Source organism: Asanoa iriomotensis (assembly GCF_016862515.1).
In the GTDB taxonomy this organism is placed as follows: Bacteria; Actinomycetota; Actinomycetes; order Mycobacteriales; family Micromonosporaceae; genus Asanoa; species Asanoa iriomotensis.
The window spans coordinates 135,884-153,757 of sequence record NZ_BONC01000005.1; the positions used below are offsets into that span (position 1 = coordinate 135,884).

The following is a 17,874-nucleotide window of genomic DNA, read 5'->3' on the forward strand; positions in this document are numbered from 1 at the left end:
TGGAGGGCGTTTCGGAGAGCGCTCTCCAAGGAGTGATACGGGTTGAGTGGGTTTCCATCGACGTTCTGGTGGGGAGCGGCGACCGCGGCCTACCAGATCGAGGGCGCGGTGACCGCGGACGGGCGGGTGCCGTCCATCTGGGACACCTTCGCCGCGACGCCGGGCAACGTCGTCAACGGCGACACCGGCGCGCGGGCGGCCGACCACTTCCACCGGTACGCGAGCGACGTGGCGCTGATGGCCTCGCTCGGGCTGACCGCCTACCGCTTTTCGGTCGCCTGGCCACGCGCTGCCAATCTCGACTTCTACGACCGGCTCGTGGACGCGCTGCTGGCACACGGCATCCGCCCGGTGGCCACGCTCTACCACTTCGACCTGCCGCAGTGGGTCGAGGACGCGGGCGGCTGGACCAACCGGGACACCGCCTACCGGTTCGCCGAGTTCGCCGAGGCGGTCGGTGCCCGGCTCGGCGACCGGGTCGCGATGTGGAACACGCTCAACGAGCCGTGGTGCTCGGCGTTCCTCGGCTACGGCACGGGCGTGCACGCGCCCGGTCGCCGCGCCGACCTGTTCGCGGCCGTCCACCACCTGCTGCTGGCGCACGGGCTCGCCGTGCCGGTGCTGCGGGCCGCGTCGCCCGGTTCGCAGGTCAGCATCGCGCTCAACGGGGGCACGGTGCGGGCGGTCAGCGCGGAACCGGGCGACGTGGACGCGGCCCGGCGGATCGACGGGCTGCTCAACCGGATCTTCTTCGACCCGGTGCTGCGCGGCGCCTATCCCGCCGACGTCGTGGCCGACACGGCCGCGGTGACCGACTGGGCGTTCGTGCGCCCCGGCGACCTGGGCGTGATCAGCGCGCCGTTGGACGCGCTCGGGGTCAACTACTACCAGCCCGATCTCGTCGGCGCGGCCGCGTCGCCGGTCGAGGACGGCAGCCCGTACCCGACCGGTGGCCGGGTCGTGCACCACGACCTGCCCGGTCCGGTCACCGACATGGGCTGGCCGATCGACCCGACCGGGCTGCGCGACATGCTGCTACGGGTGACCGCCGACTACGGACCGATCCCGCTGTACGTGACGGAGAACGGCGCCGCGTTCGTGGACACGGTGGTCGACGGTCGGGTGCGGGACGCGCAACGGGTCGACTACCTGCGCTCCCACCTGGCCGCCGCGCACGAGGCGATGGCGGCGGGCGTCGACCTGCGCGGCTACTTCGCCTGGTCGCTGCTCGACAACTTCGAGTGGGCCCTGGGTTACGGCAAGCGTTTCGGGCTGGTGCACGTGGACTACCGGACGTTCACGCGTACGCCGAAGGACAGCGCCTTCTGGTACCGCGACGTCATCCGCCGCGGGGGTCTCTAGGCCTGGGTGAGCCGGGTGGCGAGGACGCCGGTGCGGTCGAGGGCGGTCAGGTAGGCGCGGGCCCAGGCGCGGATGTCGTGCGCCCGCAGGTGGGCGCGCATCGCCCGCATCCGCTCCTCGACGTCGTCCGGCGCGGCCCTGGTCGCGTGCATGAGCACCGCCTTGAGGCCGTCGAGGTCGTGCGGGTTGCACAGGTAGGCCTGGGTGAACTCGGCGGCGGCGCCGGCGAACTCGCTGAGCACCAGGGCGCCGGTGTCGTCGACGCGGGACGCGACGTACTCCTTGGCCACGAGGTTCATCCCGTCGCGCAGCGGCGTGACGGCCATGATGTCGGCGACGCGGTAGAGGGCGGCCAGCTCCGCCCGGTCGAACGGCTGGTTGAGGTAGTGGATCGCGGGCTCGCCGACCCGGCCGTACTCGCCGTTGATCCGGCCGACCTCGCGCTCGACCCGTTCGCGCAGCGCCTTGTACTGCTCGACCCGCTCCCGGCTGGGCACCGCGACCTGCACCATCACGGTGTCGCGGACCTTGACCTGGCCGCTGTCGAGCAGCTCGCTGTAGGCCTTGAGCCGCTGCTCGATGCCCTTGGTGTAGTCCATGCGGTCGACGGACAGGATCACGTGCTTCGGCTCGCCGAGGTCGGCGCGCAGCTGCCGGGCGCGGTCGACGACGCCGCGGCTGGCCGCCAGCGACGCCATGTCCGCGGTGTCGATCGAGACCGGGAAGGCGCCGACCCGGACGATCCGGTCACCGATCGCGATCCGCCGGTCGCTGGCCTGCAGGCCGAGCACCTTGACGGCGAGCTGGGCGAAGTTGTGCGCGGCCTGGGCGCGCTGGAACCCGATCAGGTCGGCACCGAGCATGCCGCGCAGCAGCTCGGCGCGGCGGGGGAGCTGCATGAACAGCTCGGGCGGCGGGAACGGCACGTGCATGAAGAACCCGATGGTCAGGTCGGGCCGCAGCTCGCGCAGGATCCCGGGGACGAGCTGCAGGTGGTAGTCCTGCACCCAGACGGTGGCCCCGGGCTCGGCGAGGTCCGCCGCTGCTTCCGCGTAGCGCTGGTTGATCCGCTGGTAGGCCTCCCACCAGCGCCGGTGGTAGACGGGTTGCTCGACCGCGTCGTGATAGAGCGGCCACAGCGTGGCGTTGGCGAACCCCTCGTAGTGCTCGGCGATGTCCTCGGTGCTCAGCGGCACCGAGTGCATGTGCACGCCGTCGAGGTCGGGCACGTGCCGTGCGGGGCCGGTCTGCCCGGCCCACCCGACCCAGGTGGCCGGGCTCTGGCGCAGGATGGGATGCAGGGCGCTGACCAGCCCACCGGGCGAGCGCCGCCACTCACAGGCGCCGTCGGGCGCGACGCTGTCATCAACGGGCAGGCGGTGGGCGACAACCACGAAGGCGCTTCTACGCATGGGGCAGCAGGCTCCGCTCGAGCGGTGGCGAAAGACAGTCACCAATTCCTACTGACGCCACGTTACGCGACGATTACAACAAGCCGTGCCACAGGTGCACCGACTGTCCACTTTAGCCAGATTTAAGGATTTCCACGAACCCGGGCCTGATTCCGCTGTTCCGCAACCAGCCGAGAAAGCGTCCGGTGGAACGGGTGGCGCTTGTCCTGGGCCAGATTGAGCGGCAGCTCCAGCGACCTGATCAGCTCGTGCTCGACGTCCCAGGACCGGTCGACGACGGTCCATACCACCCGCGCGTTGGCCGCCATCCATTCGGTGAGCCGGGCCTCGCCGGCGTCGAAGGTGAGCCGTGTCCCGCTGCCCACCCGCGTCAACCGGATGCCCAACTCATCCGCCAGCAGCGACCCGAGCGTGAGCCGCAGCGTCGAACCGTACGCGTTGCCGCGGAAGTGATAGCGAATGCGTTGCCGGATCGTCTGCCTGCTGGGCGGACGTCCGTTCATTGCCGGCGCCTTCGGGGAGATCCCCACGTACAACAGAGTCGCTCCACCGAAGCGATGACAGCCCTCGACCGGCACCAGCGACGGGACGACCGGGAAATACCAGGCGTAGACGCCGGCCGCCGCCGGCACGGGACCGGGCCGCGCGAGCACCGAGGCCGCGGTGTGTAGTTCTGCCGGCTGGAGCAACGAGTCCACAACGCTCCTCGGTGGGTCTTTCGGTCTGGTCACCGCGGAGGTGGCAGCGCAGCGAAGCGGAGCGGTGTCTGGCGGGAGCGACGGTCGCGCCCCCGGCGGGCCCGAGCAGGGAAAGCTCCTCAGACCTTGGCGCCGTCGTCCGGGTCGTAGTCGTCGTCGTTGCCGTGGCGGAGGCGGGAGATCAGGGTGACGAAGCCTGCCAGGATGGCGAGGAAGCCGGCGACCGTGACGATCGTGCGGTCGATCGGGATCATGTCGGGGAACAGGAAGAGGACGAAACCCAGGACGATGCCGAGCAGGCCGGCCACCGCGTATTTCGAGATGCGGGGCAGCGGCGGCGGTGGCGGCGGGGTGTAGCCCTCGTCGTCGGTCGGCTCGCCGGGCAGGTCGTTGCCGAACGTGTCCAGACCCTCGAGCAGGCTCGGGCCGTCGTCGGTGCGTGGGCCGAGGGTGACGCCGGAGATGTCGGTGGCCGACGGGCGGCGGGCCGGTGACGGAGCGGGCGGCTCGACATGGCGGGTCGGGTCCGCCGGGGCCGTCAGCGTGTCGGCCGTGGCGTCCGGCAGGTTTTCCGCGGCCGGCCACGGCGTCGTGTCGGGCTCCTTGTCGTAGCCTGCGACGATTTTCGCCCAGGCGGCCTCGACGTCCGGATCGTGCCCGTTCGTGCGTGGGGCCGGCTCTTCCTCGGAGGCGAGCTTGGCCAGATAGCCCCGGGCCGTCTCGAGGTGCGTGCTGTCGACGTAGAGGCGGTCGACCGGGCGCGCCGGCATCGTGGTGGTGCGGGTCACGGGGTTGAGGTCCGAGGACGGCTGCAGGTAGGCGGCTATGCCGCCCGCGCCGAGCACCTCGAGCAGGTGTTCGCCGACCCGCGGGTCGACGTCGCCGGCCACGGCGAAGTCGGCCGCGTCGAGACCGTTGTCCCGCCGGCCACGGCGTGCACCACCCGCGGACACCGCATTTCCTCCTGCCTGCCCGCGGGGATCGCCCGCGAGCCGTGCCGCCAATCGTGACACGTCCGCAGCCCCTTCCAGTAGTCCGTTGTGGCATGGCGTACGCGCTTCGTAGGCTCAATGTCGTAGCGTCTGCTCGCAGGCACTGCGGGGGAGAAGGGGCATCGGTTGCTGTACTGGCTGCTGAAGTACGTGATCCTCGGCCCGTGGCTGCGTCTGGTCTTCCGCCCGGTCGTCGAGGGGCGCGACAACGTCCCGGAGACCGGGGCGGCGATCATCGCGAGCAACCACCTGTCCTTCTCCGACTCGATCTTCATGCCGCTGATGGTTCGGCGGAAAGTGACGTTCGTCGCGAAAGCCGAATACTTCACCGGCAAGGGCCTCAAGGGGTGGCTGGTGAAGATGTTCTTCGTCGGCACCGGCACGATCCCCGTCGACCGGGCCGGTGGCCGGGCCGCCCAGGCCGCGCTCGACACCCAGTTGCGGGTGCTGCGCGCCGGCAACCTGGCCGGCATCTATCCCGAGGGCACCCGCTCGCCGGACGGCCGCCTCTACCGGGGCAAGACCGGCGTGGCCCGGCTCGCGCTGCTCAGCGGTGCACCCGTCGTGCCCGTGGTGATGCTCAACGCCGACGAGATCCAGCCGCCGGGCAAGGTCATTCCCAAGATCAAGCGGGTACGCATCCGGTTCGGCGAGCCGATGGACTTCGCCCGGTACGCGGGGATGTCCGGTGACCGGTTCGTCGAGCGGGCGGTGACCGACGAGATCATGTACGAGCTGATGGAGCTGTCCGGCCGCGAGTACGTCGACATCTACGCGCAGAAGGCCAAGAACGCGGCCGCCGCGGCGCGGGTGCCCGGCCCGGCGAAGGCCGCCGACCCGCCCACGGCCGTCGCCGCCTAGCTGGCCAGCGTCGCCTCGGTGGACGGCTCGCCCGTGAGCCGGAGCAGGCCCGGTGCCTGGTTGCGGTTGGCGAACGCGCGGACCTCGGTCAGCGCCACCTCGGCCGCTGCCCGCTCGCCGGCGAGGGTGAAGCTCCGCGCGGCCAGTGCCAGGGCCATCATCCGGTCGGTGACCGCGGGAATCTGGCCGTAGATGCCGGCCGCCGCCGCGTAGAGCTGGCCGGCCCGGCCCTCGTCGCCCCCGGCCGCGGCCAGAGCCGCGCTGACGGTCCGCAGCGCCGCCTCGGCCCAGGGGGTGCGGTGGCTGACCCGGTCGAGCATGCCGCGCACCCGCATCGCGGCGTCGCGGTCGGTCAGCGCCGCCGCGAAGGCCGCCGCCGAGATCCATTCGCCGCTGGCCAGGGCCGGCACGGCCGACCACGACTCGGCGAGCTCGTCGATCAGCGTGCCCGCCTCCTCGGTGCGGCCCTGCAGGGCCCGGACCTGCGCGGCCAGCCCGAGCGTGGTCCACCGAGGCCGGTAGAAGCCGCTGTCGCGGGCGAACTCGAGGGCGTCGGCCACGTCGTCGGTCTCGCCCGCGGCGGGCACCGGCTGGTCGCGCAGCACCCGCAGGCAGGCCCGCAGGCCGCGGACCTGGATGTCCCAGCGCCCGTCGGGCGTGTCGACGAACGCGTCCGCGGCGACCAGCAGGCGCTCGAACTCGCCACCGAAGTACGCCCGCATCGCGTCGCCGGAGAACGCCGTGTTGAGCGTGTGTCCGGCGGGGACGGCGGAGGCCGTCTCGGAGACCAGCTCCCGGGAGCGGACCCAGTCGCCCTCCTCGCTCAAGGCGTACCCGAGGTTCTGGATGGCCCGGGGCAGGGCGAGCAGCCCGTGCGAGCGGCAGAACTCGGTCACCTCGTACAGCTCGGCCAGCGCGCCCCGGTCGCCGGCCTGGTAGCGGGCCATCGCGACGGTGATCCGGGCGTTGGTCTGCGTCTCGACGTTGCCCAACCGTTCGGCGATCTCGGTGGCCGCGGTGGCCGCGGCGATCGCCGGGTCGCGCTCGTAGTTGAGCATGTGCAGCCGGCCCAGCTCGGCGTAGGCGTCGGCCTTCTCGGTGGAGTCGGCCACCGCGTCGAACAGCTCGACCGCGCGGTCGAGGCAGGACAGCGCGGCCCGGCGGTCGGTGCGCAGCCAGGCGGCCTGGCCGAGCAGGGTCCAGGCGCGTGCGGCGGAGGCGGCGTCGCCGTGCGCGTAGAGCCGGTCGGCGAGCGCGACCAGTTGGTCCGGGCCGCCGCCGGTGAGGAACTCGGCGCGGTCGCGGTAGAACGAGATCTCCGTGCGCAGCAGTTCGAGCTGGAGCCGGCCGCCCGGGTCGGACTGGTCGGCCAGCGCGATCGCCCGCTCGACGTGGTTGGTGGCCGCGTCGAGGGCGTGCAGGGCGTACGCGCGCCGCGCGGCCCGGTGCAAGGCCTCGCGGGCCGGAGCGCCGAACGGCGCCGGGTCGACGCCGAGCGTGCGGGCGATCTCGTGGGCCGCCCACCGGTGGTGGGCCAGCACCTCGGCCAGGTCGGTGTCGCGGCCGCGGGACAGCGCGTCGAGCCACTCGGCGGTGCGTTCGTGCCGGGCCACCCGCTCGGTGCGCGGCAGCCGCTGGTAGCAGACGTCGCGGACCAGCACGTGCCCGAACCGGAACTCGGCCTGACCGGCCATCGTGGAGGCCGGCTGCTCGTGCACGAAGTCGCGTTGCTCCAGCCGGCGCAGCGAGCGCTCGACCGACTCGACGTTGCGGCCCAGCGCCGCGGCCACCGCGCCGGGCCAGAACACCATGCCGACCACGGACGCGGCGAACAGCACCGTGCGGTCCTTGGGGTCGAGCAGGTCGAGCCGGTTGGCGATGACGGCGTGCACGCTGTCGGGCATCGGCAGGTCGAGGCGCTTCTCCAGCGACCAGCCCCGGCCGGACTGGCGCAGTGCGCCCTGCTCGATCAGCATCCGCACGTACTCGTGCGCGTAGAGCGGGTTGCCGTCGGCCAGCTCGACCAGCGGGCTGAGCATGTCGGCCGAGAACGCCGCCTGGCCGAACATGTGCGCGTAGAGGGCCGCGATGCCGGTGGCCCGCAACGGCGGCAACGTGATGGCCAGCGAGCCGGGCAACGACGCGGCCCAGCCGGGGTCGCGGTCGATCAGCTCCGGCCGGGCGGTGCAGAGCAGCAGCAGGGGTACGTCCCGGGCGGACGCGCCGAGCAGCTCGACGAACCGCAGCATGCTCTCGTCGGCCCAGTGCAGGTCTTCGAAGACCAGCACGGTCGGCCGGCGCGCGGCGAGGGCCACCAGGAACCGGCGCCAGGCGGACTCGGCGTCCTCGGCCGCGAGCCGGCTCCCGGGCAGGCCGACCAGCGGTCGCAACGCGTCGATCAGGCGGTCGGCCTCGCTCGCGCCGACCAGCTCGGACACGGCCTTGGTCAACCGCTGTGCGGCGGTGCCGGCGGGGTCGGTGTCGAGGATGCCCGCTTCGGCCTTGACGATGTCGGCGACCGCGGCGAAGGCGACGTTCTCGCCGAACGGCGGACAGCGGCCCGTGCGCCAGGCGACCGGCTCGTCGATCAGCTGCTCGGCGTGCTTGAGCAGCTCGCGGACCAGCCGGCTCTTGCCGATGCCGGCCCGGCCGAAGACCGTGACCACCTGCGGCAGCCGCTCGCGCAGCGACCGGTGCAGCGCGTTGACCAGCAGGCCCAGCTCGTGCTCGCGGTCGACCAGCGGGGTGGCGTCGGGCTCCTTGTCGACGTGGGGACGGCGGCGTGGCGCGACCGCGAGCCAGACCTCGGTCGGTGTGGACCGGCCGCGCAGCGTGACCGCCGGCTGGGCCTGGTAGCGGACGGTGTCCTTGGTCAGGGCGTAGGTGTTGCCGCAGACCAGCACGCCGCCGGGCGGCGCGGCCGACTGCAGCCGGGATGCGGTGTTGACCACGTCGCCGGCGACGATCGCCTGCCCGCCGTTGCGCGCCGCGGCGACGTCGACCAGCGCCTCGCCGGTCACCACGCCCACGCGGAACCGCAGGCCGGTCGCGTCGGCACCGTCGGGTGCGAAGCGGGACAGCACCCGCTGCAGCTCCAGCCCGGCGCGGACGCAGCGCAGCGGGTCGGTCTCGGTGGCGACAGGCGCGCCGAACAGCGCCATCACCGCGTCGCCGATGTATTTCTCGACCACGCCGCCGTACTGCCCGACGACCCGGCGCGCGGCGGAGAAGAACCCCGTCTGCATCGCCCGGACCTGCTCAGGGTCGGACCGCTCGGCGTACGGAGTGAAGTCGATCAGGTCCACGAACAGCACGCTGACGCGGCGCCGGTCTTCCTGCGGGTCGCCGTTGCTCACCTCGGCGCGGTTGCCGCCCTCGCGCGGTGTGCCGCAGTTGGTGCAGAAAGCGGCATCCGCGGGGATGGGCCGGCCGCACTGTCGACACGGTGGAGCCAGCTCGGCACCGCAGCCGCCGCAGAATCGGTCCTTCTCGGCGGGGGTCCGGCCACAGCGTGCGCAGGCGGCGGGGATGGCGACACTCCTAGCGACTTTCTGTCCCGGTCAAGGGCTTCGCAGCCTACGCGCGTCCAGCGGCTGTCAGGAACTGTCCTGTTGGCTTGCGGACAGTCCATTCCGATCGGCCGTCGGTAGAGTCGGCGCGGCGGAGATCCAATCGCGACAGGAGGACATCGATGGTTCACGTGCAGCTGGAGAAGGACTGGACCGACGGGACCGGGGTCGAGCACGCCGCGGGGGCGAGCGTCGACGTCGACGCCGCGACCCTGGCTCAGCTCCAGGCTGACGGCGTCGTGGCCGGTGACGAGGTGAAGGCGCAGGGCTGGATGGGTCCGACCCGCGAGGAGCCCGCGGCGCCCGAGCCGACGACGGACACCAAGGCGCAGGGGTGGATGGGTCCGACCGCGCCGCCGAAGGACACCAAGGCGGACGGCTGGATGGGCCCGACGGCGCCGCCGGCCGACTGAGCGACCTGACCGAGCCCCTGGCGCCACGCGCCGGGGGCTTCGTCGTATCCGGGTCAGCGGTCGGGCATGCCGGCGCGGCGGCGCAGCGCCGCGACGTCGGTGACCACGATCCGGCGGCCCTCGGTGCGCAGCCAGCCGCGGTTGGCGAACGAGCCGATCGCCTGGTTGACGCTCTGCCGCGAGCCGCCCGCCATCTCGGCGAGCTGGCTCTGGTTGAGCTCGATGGTGATCATCGGCGCCTGGCTCTCACCGGCCAGCCGGACCAGCGTCTTGGCCACCCGGCCCGGCAGGTCGAGGAAGACGTGGTCGGCGTTCTGCTCGGTGAGGCGGCGGATCAGCGCGCCCAGCGAGCGCATCACGGCGTCGAGTATCCGCGGGTTGGAGTGCACCAGCTCCATGAACGCCGAGCGGGACAGCGCCAGCGCGGTGCAGTCCTCGATCGCCTCGGCGGACGTCGACCGGGTCGACGCGTCCAGGAGGGACACTTCGCCGAGTGTCCCGGGAGGACGGACGACCGAGAGCACGGCGCGCTCGCCGGTCGGCGCGGTGACGAACACCGCGACAGCACCCCGGCGCAGCACGATCAGCGATTCGCCGGGGTCGTTCTCGACGAACAGCAACTGACCTTTGCGGTACGTGCGGGGCACGGCGGCGGCGATGACCCGCTGCCGAACCTCGGGCTCGAGCCCGGCGAACAGCTCGACCCCGGTCAGAGCGTCGCCAGGATCTGGCAGGCGACCCTCCACGGCCCGACCCCTCCCCGGCTCTTGGACACATCCCACTGACCGACCTATTCAGTCGGCAGCGTCAACACATCAGATCATGTCGTTCCTGTCGCGTGCTGTACACCCCTGAAATCGCTTCCGTGACAGTCCCGTGTTGTCCGTTCGGGCAGGCTCAGTGCCAGACCCGCTGCTGGTGGGGGCCGGACGGGGGACTGGCGGGCCCGCTGGGGGGACGCGGGGCGGACCGGTCGGAAGAGATCACTGGGGGGTGTCTCTTCCGGCCGTTCGCCCATTTCCCGGCCCGCACACCCATCGGCGGCGCATAATCCCCGCCGTGGCAGACGACGCGGTCGCGCTCGCGGCCCTGCGCGGCGGATGGCAGCACGTGCCGCGCCAACTCGACCCGGTGCGGCTCGGCAGCACCGAGGTCACCACCTGGGCGTCCAGCATCGCCGGCGCGGGTCACCTGGTCATCCGGGTGCCCGTGCGCAGGCGCCAACGGCTGGAGGCCGGCGTGGCCGCGGCCGGTCACCTCGCCGAGCGGGGCGTGCCGGTGGGCGAGCCGGTCCGGGGACTGTCCGGCGCGCTGGTCGCCGAGCACGACGGCTTCGCGTACGCGCTGGTGCGCTGCCCACCCGGCCGCCCGCTGGCCGCCGGCGACCCGATCGACCAGCAGTGGTGGGGCGACGCGCTGGGCCGGCTGCACGCCGGCATGGACGGGTTCGCCCACCCGGGTCTGGGGCCGTGGCACCGGGTGCGCCCGGACGCGGCACACCTCGACGTCGAGCCGTGGCTGCGGGGGGCGGTCGGGTCCGCGTACGCCGCGCTGACCCGCCTGACCGTGACCGACCGGCTCACCTACGGCGTCCTGCACGGCCGGCCGCGGGCCGCCGCGTTCCACCTCGACCCGGCGACCGGCCGCACCGGGGTGGTCTGCTGGGGCTGTGCGGCCACCGGCCCGTTGGTCGCCGACCTCGCGGCGGCCGTCAACCTCGCCGGCGACGCCGGCACCGACGAGCTCGTCGAGGGCTACGCCGCCACCGGGACCGTGCACCGCGACGAGATCGACGCCGCGCTGCCGGTGCTGCTGCGGTTCCACTGGGCGGCCCGGGCGGACGCCGCCGCCCGCCGGCTCACCGCGTCGCCCACCGACGACGAGGCCTGGACGACGCTGACCGCCGCCGCGGAGGCTCTCGCTTAACCTTCGGCGCCGCGCAGGTGGGCCAGCACCAGCGGGTCGATCTTCCCGGGCACGATCCGTTCCTCGAGGTTCTCGACGCCGGCCCAGCTCGCCAGGGCCTCGTCCAGCGACGCGCCCTCGTGCCCGGCGGCGACCAGCCGGCCGCGCACCTCGGCCGCCAGCGTGCCGTCGAGCGGCAGCAGGGTGGCCGGGTCCGGCTTGCCGAACAGCAGTTCGTGGATGTCGAGCAGCCGGGTCAGCTCGGGCAGCGGCTCGGCGTGGTCGTCCACCCGCAGGTCGGCCACGACGTCGCTGGTCCCGCCGTAACCCTCGCCCCGCGCGACCACGAGCAGCGCCGCGCTCTGCCGCCCGCGCTTGTCGCCGCCCGCCTCGTCGCCGGCCCGCAGCGCGGCCAGCAGCCGCCGGGCCAGCGGGTCGGCCGGGTCGCCGGCCAGCCACGCCTCGTGCATCGCGTCCACCACCTGGGGACCGACCAGGATGTTGCCCTGGATCGCGACCCCGTCGCCGGCCACGCCGCCCGCCCAGTCGTGGCAGTCGGCGCCGGTGTAGGTGGCCCCGTCGCCGGTCGCGCCGACGACGCCGACCTGCCGCTGTGTCCGCCCGTCGTCGGCCGCGGTCAGCCCGGCGACCACGCCCGCGGCGTCCACACCGGTGCGCAGCAGCGCCAGCCCCTGCGGCCGGTAGGCCAGGTTGGCGTACGACTGCGTCGCGACGGCGCCGACCTGCGCCTCGGCGGCCGGCACGGCGGCGCCGACCGCGAGGAACTTGCTGGCGACAGCGATGCCGTGGGAGTGCCCGTCAGCGGACCGCGCCACGATCGAGAACGTCATGACCGGGCACGGTAACGAATCTCCTGGCGGATGGGCCAGGATGGTGGTCGATGACCTACCGCTATTTCTACGACTGTGAGTTCATCGAGGACGGCCTGACGGTCGACCTCGTCTCGATCGGCGTGGTCGACGAGAACGGCCGCGAGTTCTACGCCGTGTCGACCGAGTTCGACGGTTCACGGGCCGTGCCCTGGGTGCGCCGCAACGTGCTCGACAAGCTGCCGTCGCCCGCCGACCCGGCCTGGCGCTCGCGCGAGCGGATCCGCGACGACCTCTACGAGTTCCTGGTCGAGCCGCTGCGCGGGTCGGGCACCGGCGGCTCGCTGGAGCTGTGGGCCTGGTACGCCGCGTACGACCACGTGGCGCTGGCCCAGCTCTGGGGCGCGATGCCGGCGTTGCCGCGGGTGATACCCCGGTTCACCAAGGAGCTCCGGCAGCTCTGGGACGACCTGGGCAAACCGCCGCTGCCGCCGGCCCCGGCCGACCAGCACGACGCGCTGGCCGACGCCCGGCACAACCTGGCCCGCTGGCACGCCATGCGGGCACCCGCCCGACCCTGACAGTTCATGTCACGGTGGGTGGGTCGCGCTGGTAGGCGAATTGCCCGGCGACTACAGTGCGCAGTTGGCGGCCCGCCCCGGGCCGGCAACGACGCCGATCAACGATCCTGGGGCTTTCTGGCCATTTGTGCCCCCTATGGGGCGAGGATCGCGATCAGGAGGATGAGCAGATCATGCGAATCGGCGTGCTTACCGGCGGCGGAGACTGTCCCGGTCTGAACGCGGTGATCCGCGCGGTCGTCCGCAAGGGCGTCTCGACGTACGGTCACGACTTCGTGGGCTTCCGGGACGGCTGGCGCGGTCCGCTGGAAGGCCTCACCATGCCGCTGGGCATCCCCGAGGTCCGCGGCATCCTGCCGCGCGGCGGCACGATCCTCGGCTCCTCCCGCACCAACCCGTTCAAGATCGAGAACGGCGTCGAGCAGATCAAGAACAACCTGCACGCCATGGGCGTCGACGCGCTGATCGCGATCGGCGGCGAGGACACGCTCGGCGTCGCCACCAAGCTGTACGACCTGGGCGTGCACGTGGTCGGCGTGCCGAAGACGATCGACAACGACCTGGGCTCGACCGACTACACGTTCGGCTTCGACACCGCGGTCAACATCGCGATGGAGGCGATCGACCGCCTGCACACCACGGCGGAGAGTCACCACCGCACGCTGGTCGTCGAGGTCATGGGCCGGCACGCCGGCTGGATCGCCCTGCACGCGGGCCTCGCCGGCGGCGCCAACGTGATCCTGCTGCCGGAGCGCAACTTCGACGTCGAGCAGGTCGCGGGCTACGTCGAGAAGCGCTTCCAGCACCAGTACGCGCCGATCGTCGTCGTCGCGGAGGGCGCGCAGCCGCTGGACGGCCAGATGGTCCTGCACAACCAGGAGCTCGACGCGTTCGGCCACGTCCGGCTGGGCGGCATCGGCCAGTGGCTGGCCGAGCAGCTCGAGGCCAAGACCGGCAAGGAGGCCCGCACGGTCGTCCTCGGTCACATCCAGCGCGGTGGCACGCCGACCGCGTTCGACCGGGTGCTCGCCACCCGGCTGGGCCTGCACGCGATCGACGCGGCCAACGACGGCGACTGGGGCAAGATGGTCGCCCTCCAGGGCACCGACGTGGTCAGGGTGCCGCTGGTCGAGGCGACCAAGGAGCTCAAGACCGTGCCGCTGGAGCGCTACACCGAGGCTGAGGTCTTCTTCGGTTCCTGATCGACGCGGCACGAGGGGGCGGGCAGCCATGACGGACAAGACGGTCGCCGTGATCGGCGCGGGCAAGATCGGTGAGCTGATGCTCTCCGGCCTCCTGCGCGCCGGTTGGCCCGTCGGCCGGCTGCTCGCCACCTCGCGCCGCCAGGAGCGGGCCGACGAGCTGCGCCAGCGGTACGGCGTCCGCGTCGTCGACAACCTCACCGCGGTCGCCGAGGCCGACGTGCTGGCCATCTCGGTCAAGCCGCAGGACGCGTCCGCGCTGCTGGCCGACATCGGCCCGAAGGTGCCCGGCGACAAGCTGGTCATCTCCCTCTGCGCCGGCCTGCCGACGAGCTTCTTCGCCAAGCGCCTGCAGGACGGCGTGCCGATCGTGCGGGTCATGACCAACACGCCGGCGCTGGTCGACGAGGCGATGACGGCGATCTCCGCCGGCCCGCACGTGACGCCCGCTCACCTGGCCCTGGCCGAGGAGATGTTCAAGCCCCTCGGCGCGACGATCCGCGTGCCGGAGTCGCAGCAGGACGCGGTGACCGCACTCTCGGGCTCCGGACCGGCCTACTTCTACCTGCTGGTCGAGGCGATGGTCGACGCCGGCATCCTGCTCGGCCTGCCCCGGCAGGTCGCGCACGACCTGATCGTGCAGACCGCGATCGGCTCGGCCGTGATGCTCCGCGACTCCGGCGAGCACCCGGTCAAGCTCCGCGAGGCGGTCACGTCGCCGGCCGGCACGACCATCTCGGCGATCCGCGAACTGGAGAACCACGGCGTCCGTGCGGCCCTGCTCGCGGCCCTCGAGGCGGCCCGCGACCGGGCGCGTGAACTGGCTGAACAGAACTCCTGAGCACCCGTTCGTGGTGATTCATTCACGCTGCTGAGGCTTTCGGACCTCCGCCACCGGGCCTTACTGTCATTACAGATGGTGAATCCCCGGTTGCAGGGAGGTACGGGCCATGCGACGTCTCGCCACCGTAGTCGCCGCCACCGCGGCGGCCCTCTGGATCGCCGCGCCGGCCTCCGCCTTCGCACACGCCAACGTCCTCAACCCGTACGCGCACACCGCGCTGGACGTGCTGACCCTCGGAGTGGTGACCGCTCCGCTGTGGACCGCCTACCTCTGGGCCGGCCGCCGCCTCGCCCTGGTGGCGCTGGTCGCGATCGTCCAACTGCCGGTGGCCGTGCTCGGGTTCACGCAGATCCTCGACCCCGCCTGGCACGCCGTCGCGCTGGCCACCGCACTCACCCTGACCTTGTTCTCGCTCGTAACCGTGCGGCGGCTCGCCACCGCCCACGCGGGCCCGACCGTCGCGGAACCCGCCGCCGCGCCGGCCGACTAGCCCGGGCCCGGGACCGGTGCCCTACCCGGGGAACGCCGGCACCACGACCGGGGATTCGCGGTCCCTGGTAGCCGACACGTGGTGTCAGTGGGGAGTGGGCACCGGCCCCAGGGTGGCCAACTGGTCGCGCACCGCGTCGACGGAGGGGCAGCCCCGGCGCGGTGCGCCCCACCCGTGCGGTCCGGCGTACGCGGTGAACCGGCAGTGCGGCTCGTCCACGTACCCCCAGGCCATGAAGACCTCGACACCGGCGTAGCGGTAGACGCCGACGGACTCGATCCGCGACCCGGCCGTGCGGCGATGGAAGGTCGCGTGCAGGCCGGGCAGCACCGTGCCGTCGAGGTCCGCGTCGGTCACCTCGCGGTGCACCGTGAATTGCGACAGGTCGGGCAGCACGACCTGATCAACGAGCTACCACTCCGTCGGGCCGTGGCCCTTGGACGTCCGCGGCAGCTCGGGCGTGCGGGCGTCGACCGCGTAGACCACCACGTTGTCGCGGTAGGACCGCCTGCTCCGGTCGAACTCGCCGCCGCAGGTGATCAGCCGCAGCTCGGAGCCGGGCGTCGCGCCGTACACCCGGGTCGTGGGGAACTTGTCCTTCGGGTAGTGGCCGGTGGCGACCACGCGGAACGGCAGCCAGGTGTCGCCGCGGCGGACCTCGACGGTGTCGCCGGGGCGCAGCTCGCGGAGGCGGTAGAAGACCGCCGGGCCGCGGTAGGAGTCGACGTGGCCCGCGATCACCGCCGGGCCGGGCTCGCCGGGCAGCGTGCCCTGCTCGTACCAGCCGGCCTTGGCGTAGTCGACCGGTGCCTCCAGCTCGCCCTTGCTGTCGAGGTCGAGACCGACCAGTGAGGACCGGATCGCGACCCGGGGTATCCGCACCTCGGACGGCGGCGGCAGCGCGGCGAGCGGGTCGACCGCGGCGGCCTCGACCGGTCGCGCGCAGTCGGAGCCGCAGCCGACGTGCCAGCGGGCCGTTGGCGGCGGCGCGCTCGCGTCGCCGGCCGCGAGGCCGAGGGTCGTGCCGGCGGCGGCGCAGAGGGTGAGCGCGGTCAGCGTCAGGCCGAGGGCCGGCACGGGCCAGCCCCCGCGGTGCCGTCTGACCGCGGGGGAAGGCCGGGCGTCGCTCGCGCTCACCGACTTACCAGGTGCGTCGGGCCCTGCGCCGCAGCCCGAGGGCTCCCACGCCGACGACGCCGGCCAGCGCGACCAGGCCGAGTCCGGCGGCGAGGGCCATCGTGCCGGCGCCGCTGGTGCCGCCCGCTCCGGTGTCGACGCCGCCCTGCGGGGTGATCTCACCGGCCTTGGCGTCGACCTTGAGGTCGGTGGTCAGGCCGTCCTTGCCGTCGAGCACGAGCAGCGAGTAGGTCGTGCCGCCGGCGAGGTCGCAGGTCGCCTTCGCGGGCGTCCCGCCGGCCTCGGGCGTGAGGTCGAGCGTCCAGTTGCCGGGCTTCACGCCGCGGTAGTCGCTGGTCGTGGCGAACTTGAGCCCGTCGCCGACCTCCTGGCCACCGGTCGTCCTGATGTCGAGGACCGGCGACTTGACCGAGGCCTGCAGCACCCGGATCTTCGCCTGGTCGGCCGGCGGCGCGGTGATGTCGTCGTCGATCACCGACAGGCCGAGCTCGGCGAACCGGCCGGTGCCGGCGACGGTGTGCGCGCTGCCCTCGGTGACCGTGACGCTCTCGGTGAGCACCGGCTTGGACTTCGGGTCGGCGCCGACCTTGCGCATCGAGACCGCGTAGGTGCCGGGCGGCACCGACAGGTAGTCGGACATGACGCCGTACGGCACGGCGTCGAACTTGAGGCCCTTCATCTTGCCGCCGAGATCGTCGACGTAGACGTCGACCGGCGGGGTGTCGGGGGAGAGGTGGGCCAGGCGCACGTAGCCGACGCCGGCCTCCGCGGACGCGGGGGCGGCGATCGCGGCGGACAGGCCGGCACCGATGAGGACGGCACCGGCGGCGGCAACCAACCGGTGCAGCGCGCGGGGGGAGGGACGCGCAGGGATCATGAAACTTCCTCCAGCGGACGAGGATCGCAACACGCGAAACAGAGTCCCGTCAGTCGGACCGGACCGCAAGCCCTGGAAGGTGTAAAAATCTGGCAATCCCGCGGATCATGTCCAGTTGGCCGACGGGGGACCCTGAACGGCGTCCCCCGAGCGGATCTCGTCTACGGGAGGTGGCGTTCGACGGTCGCGACCAGATCCGGCTCCTCGGGGGTGACCTGCGGGCCGAACCGCGCGGCGACCGTGCCGTCGGGCGCGACCAGGAACTTCTCGAAGTTCCAGCGGATGTCGCCGGTATGGCCGTCGGCGTCGGCGGTGTCCACGAGGGCCGTGTAGAGCGGGTGCCGGCCGTCGCCGTTGACCTCGACCTTCTCGGTCAGGGGGAAGGTGACGCCGTAGTTGACCGAGCAGAACTCGGCGATCTCCTCGGCGCTGCCGGGCTCCTGGCCCATGAACTGGTTGCACGGCACGCCGAGCACCACCAGGCCGCGGTCGGCGTAGGTGTCGTAGAGCTTCTGCAGGCCTTCGTACTGGGGGGTCAGGCCGCACTTGGATGCCACGTTGACGACGAGCACAGCCTTGCCTGCGTACTGCTTGAGGTCGGCCGGCCCGCCGGTGAGGGCGCCGATCTCGGTGTCGAGCACTGTCATGGCGGTGACGTTACTAGATCCAGTCAGAAATCGATGTATGCACATCTTGACGAG

Annotated in this window: 18 protein-coding genes; 8 read left to right on the plus strand and 10 right to left on the minus strand. The window is 72.6% G+C overall.

Translation table 11 applies throughout. The annotated features are described in order from the left end of the window. Window positions 1-42 precede the first annotated feature (42 nt). A complete protein-coding gene (locus tag Air01nite_RS06030) occupies window positions 43-1,362 on the plus strand; it encodes a GH1 family beta-glucosidase (RefSeq protein ID WP_203700822.1) in 1,320 nt (439 codons plus the stop codon). Here Air01nite_RS06030 and Air01nite_RS06035 read toward each other — a convergent pair. From Air01nite_RS06035 to Air01nite_RS06045, 3 genes are all read right to left on the minus strand, one after another. Then, entirely contained in the window at window positions 1,359-2,774 is a 1,416-nt protein-coding gene (locus Air01nite_RS06035; RefSeq protein WP_203700823.1) for an alpha,alpha-trehalose-phosphate synthase (UDP-forming), read from the minus strand. The two genes, Air01nite_RS06030 and Air01nite_RS06035, sit on opposite strands and share 4 nt — an antisense overlap. 122 nt (window positions 2,775-2,896) lie before the next feature. Next, complete coding sequence (locus Air01nite_RS06040) at window positions 2,897-3,427, minus strand: GIY-YIG nuclease family protein (RefSeq protein WP_203700824.1); 531 nt, start codon at window positions 3,425-3,427, stop codon at window positions 2,897-2,899. Between the two features lie 164 nt (window positions 3,428-3,591). Beyond that, window positions 3,592-4,425, minus strand: a complete 834-nt coding sequence (locus tag Air01nite_RS06045; RefSeq protein WP_203700825.1) for a DUF308 domain-containing protein — start codon at window positions 4,423-4,425, stop codon at window positions 3,592-3,594. Between the two features lie 165 nt (window positions 4,426-4,590). On the opposite strand from Air01nite_RS06045, the gene Air01nite_RS06050 reads away from it, so the two are divergent. Then, the gene (locus Air01nite_RS06050) at window positions 4,591-5,325 is read left to right on the plus strand and encodes a lysophospholipid acyltransferase family protein (protein ID WP_203700826.1); all 735 of its coding nucleotides are present in this window, start codon (window positions 4,591-4,593) and stop codon (window positions 5,323-5,325) included. On the opposite strand, the gene Air01nite_RS06055 is transcribed toward Air01nite_RS06050, so the two are convergent. Next, window positions 5,322-8,855, minus strand: coding sequence for an adenylate/guanylate cyclase domain-containing protein (locus Air01nite_RS06055; RefSeq protein WP_203700919.1), 3,534 nt, complete (start codon window positions 8,853-8,855; stop codon window positions 5,322-5,324). The genes Air01nite_RS06050 and Air01nite_RS06055 overlap by 4 nt on opposite strands. Window positions 8,856-9,016: 161 nt before the next feature. Here Air01nite_RS06055 and Air01nite_RS06060 point away from each other — a divergent pair, with 161 nt between their 5' ends. Next, window positions 9,017-9,307, plus strand: coding sequence for a hypothetical protein (locus Air01nite_RS06060; protein ID WP_203700928.1), 291 nt, complete (start codon window positions 9,017-9,019; stop codon window positions 9,305-9,307). 53 nt (window positions 9,308-9,360) lie between these two features. Here the strand turns inward: Air01nite_RS06060 and Air01nite_RS06065 are convergent, their stop codons facing one another. Next, a complete protein-coding gene (locus Air01nite_RS06065) occupies window positions 9,361-10,053 on the minus strand; it encodes a Crp/Fnr family transcriptional regulator (RefSeq protein ID WP_203700828.1) in 693 nt (230 codons plus the stop codon). A gap of 313 nt (window positions 10,054-10,366) precedes the next feature. Between Air01nite_RS06065 and Air01nite_RS06070 the strand changes: the two genes are divergently transcribed. Further along, window positions 10,367-11,233 carry a phosphotransferase enzyme family protein gene (locus Air01nite_RS06070; RefSeq protein ID WP_239090523.1) on the plus strand — a complete coding sequence of 289 codons (867 nt, stop codon included), beginning with the start codon at window positions 10,367-10,369 and terminating at the stop codon, window positions 11,231-11,233. On the opposite strand, the gene Air01nite_RS06075 is transcribed toward Air01nite_RS06070, so the two are convergent. After that, on the minus strand, window positions 11,230-12,063 hold the full coding sequence (locus tag Air01nite_RS06075) for a DUF1028 domain-containing protein (RefSeq protein WP_203700829.1): 834 nt from the start codon (window positions 12,061-12,063) through the stop codon (window positions 11,230-11,232). The two genes, Air01nite_RS06070 and Air01nite_RS06075, sit on opposite strands and share 4 nt — an antisense overlap. Before the next feature lie 50 nt (window positions 12,064-12,113). On the opposite strand from Air01nite_RS06075, the gene Air01nite_RS06080 reads away from it, so the two are divergent. The 4 genes from Air01nite_RS06080 to Air01nite_RS06095 all read left to right on the plus strand — a co-directional run bounded on the left by Air01nite_RS06080 (window position 12,114) and on the right by Air01nite_RS06095 (window position 15,159). Beyond that, on the plus strand, window positions 12,114-12,623 hold the full coding sequence (locus tag Air01nite_RS06080; RefSeq protein WP_203700831.1) for a polyadenylate-specific 3'-exoribonuclease AS: 510 nt from the start codon (window positions 12,114-12,116) through the stop codon (window positions 12,621-12,623). Between the two features lie 173 nt (window positions 12,624-12,796). Then, entirely contained in the window at window positions 12,797-13,825 is a 1,029-nt protein-coding gene (locus tag Air01nite_RS06085) for a 6-phosphofructokinase (protein WP_203700833.1), read from the plus strand. Between the two features lie 28 nt (window positions 13,826-13,853). After that, a complete protein-coding gene (gene proC, locus Air01nite_RS06090) occupies window positions 13,854-14,666 on the plus strand; it encodes a pyrroline-5-carboxylate reductase (RefSeq protein WP_203700834.1) in 813 nt (270 codons plus the stop codon). A gap of 109 nt (window positions 14,667-14,775) precedes the next feature. Continuing rightward, window positions 14,776-15,159, plus strand: coding sequence for a hypothetical protein (locus Air01nite_RS06095; RefSeq protein WP_203700836.1), 384 nt, complete (start codon window positions 14,776-14,778; stop codon window positions 15,157-15,159). An 84-nt stretch (window positions 15,160-15,243) separates the two neighbouring features. Here Air01nite_RS06095 and Air01nite_RS06100 read toward each other — a convergent pair whose 3' ends face one another. From Air01nite_RS06100 to Air01nite_RS06115, 4 genes are all read right to left on the minus strand, one after another. Further along, on the minus strand, window positions 15,244-15,555 hold the full coding sequence (locus Air01nite_RS06100; RefSeq protein WP_203700838.1) for a hypothetical protein: 312 nt from the start codon (window positions 15,553-15,555) through the stop codon (window positions 15,244-15,246). Window positions 15,556-15,570: 15 nt separating this feature from the next. Next, window positions 15,571-16,296 carry a class F sortase gene (locus Air01nite_RS06105; protein ID WP_239090524.1) on the minus strand — a complete coding sequence of 242 codons (726 nt, stop codon included), beginning with the start codon at window positions 16,294-16,296 and terminating at the stop codon, window positions 15,571-15,573. Between the two features lie 4 nt (window positions 16,297-16,300). Then, the gene (locus tag Air01nite_RS06110) at window positions 16,301-17,173 is read right to left on the minus strand and encodes a DUF4397 domain-containing protein (protein WP_203700839.1); all 873 of its coding nucleotides are present in this window, start codon (window positions 17,171-17,173) and stop codon (window positions 16,301-16,303) included. 161 nt (window positions 17,174-17,334) lie between these two features. Further along, window positions 17,335-17,820 carry a glutathione peroxidase gene (locus Air01nite_RS06115; RefSeq protein WP_203700841.1) on the minus strand — a complete coding sequence of 162 codons (486 nt, stop codon included), beginning with the start codon at window positions 17,818-17,820 and terminating at the stop codon, window positions 17,335-17,337. Window positions 17,821-17,874: the final 54 nt, after the last annotated feature.

Bases quoted from the DNA above. Each gene is read 5' to 3' on its own strand.
- Air01nite_RS06110 (WP_203700839.1), bottom strand. From the start codon at position 17,173: ATGATCCCTGCGCGTCCCTCCCCCCGCGCGCTGCACCGGTTGGTTGCC.
- Air01nite_RS06085 (WP_203700833.1), top strand. From the start codon at position 12,797: ATGCGAATCGGCGTGCTTACCGGCGGCGGAGACTGTCCCGGTCTGAAC.
- Air01nite_RS06035 (WP_203700823.1), bottom strand. From the start codon at position 2,774: ATGCGTAGAAGCGCCTTCGTGGTTGTCGCCCACCGCCTGCCCGTTGAT.
- Air01nite_RS06060 (WP_203700928.1), top strand. From the start codon at position 9,017: ATGGTTCACGTGCAGCTGGAGAAGGACTGGACCGACGGGACCGGGGTC.
- proC (WP_203700834.1), top strand. From the start codon at position 13,854: ATGACGGACAAGACGGTCGCCGTGATCGGCGCGGGCAAGATCGGTGAG.
- Air01nite_RS06115 (WP_203700841.1), bottom strand. From the start codon at position 17,820: ATGACAGTGCTCGACACCGAGATCGGCGCCCTCACCGGCGGGCCGGCC.
- Air01nite_RS06075 (WP_203700829.1), bottom strand. From the start codon at position 12,063: ATGACGTTCTCGATCGTGGCGCGGTCCGCTGACGGGCACTCCCACGGC.
- Air01nite_RS06080 (WP_203700831.1), top strand. From the start codon at position 12,114: ATGACCTACCGCTATTTCTACGACTGTGAGTTCATCGAGGACGGCCTG.
- Air01nite_RS06095 (WP_203700836.1), top strand. From the start codon at position 14,776: ATGCGACGTCTCGCCACCGTAGTCGCCGCCACCGCGGCGGCCCTCTGG.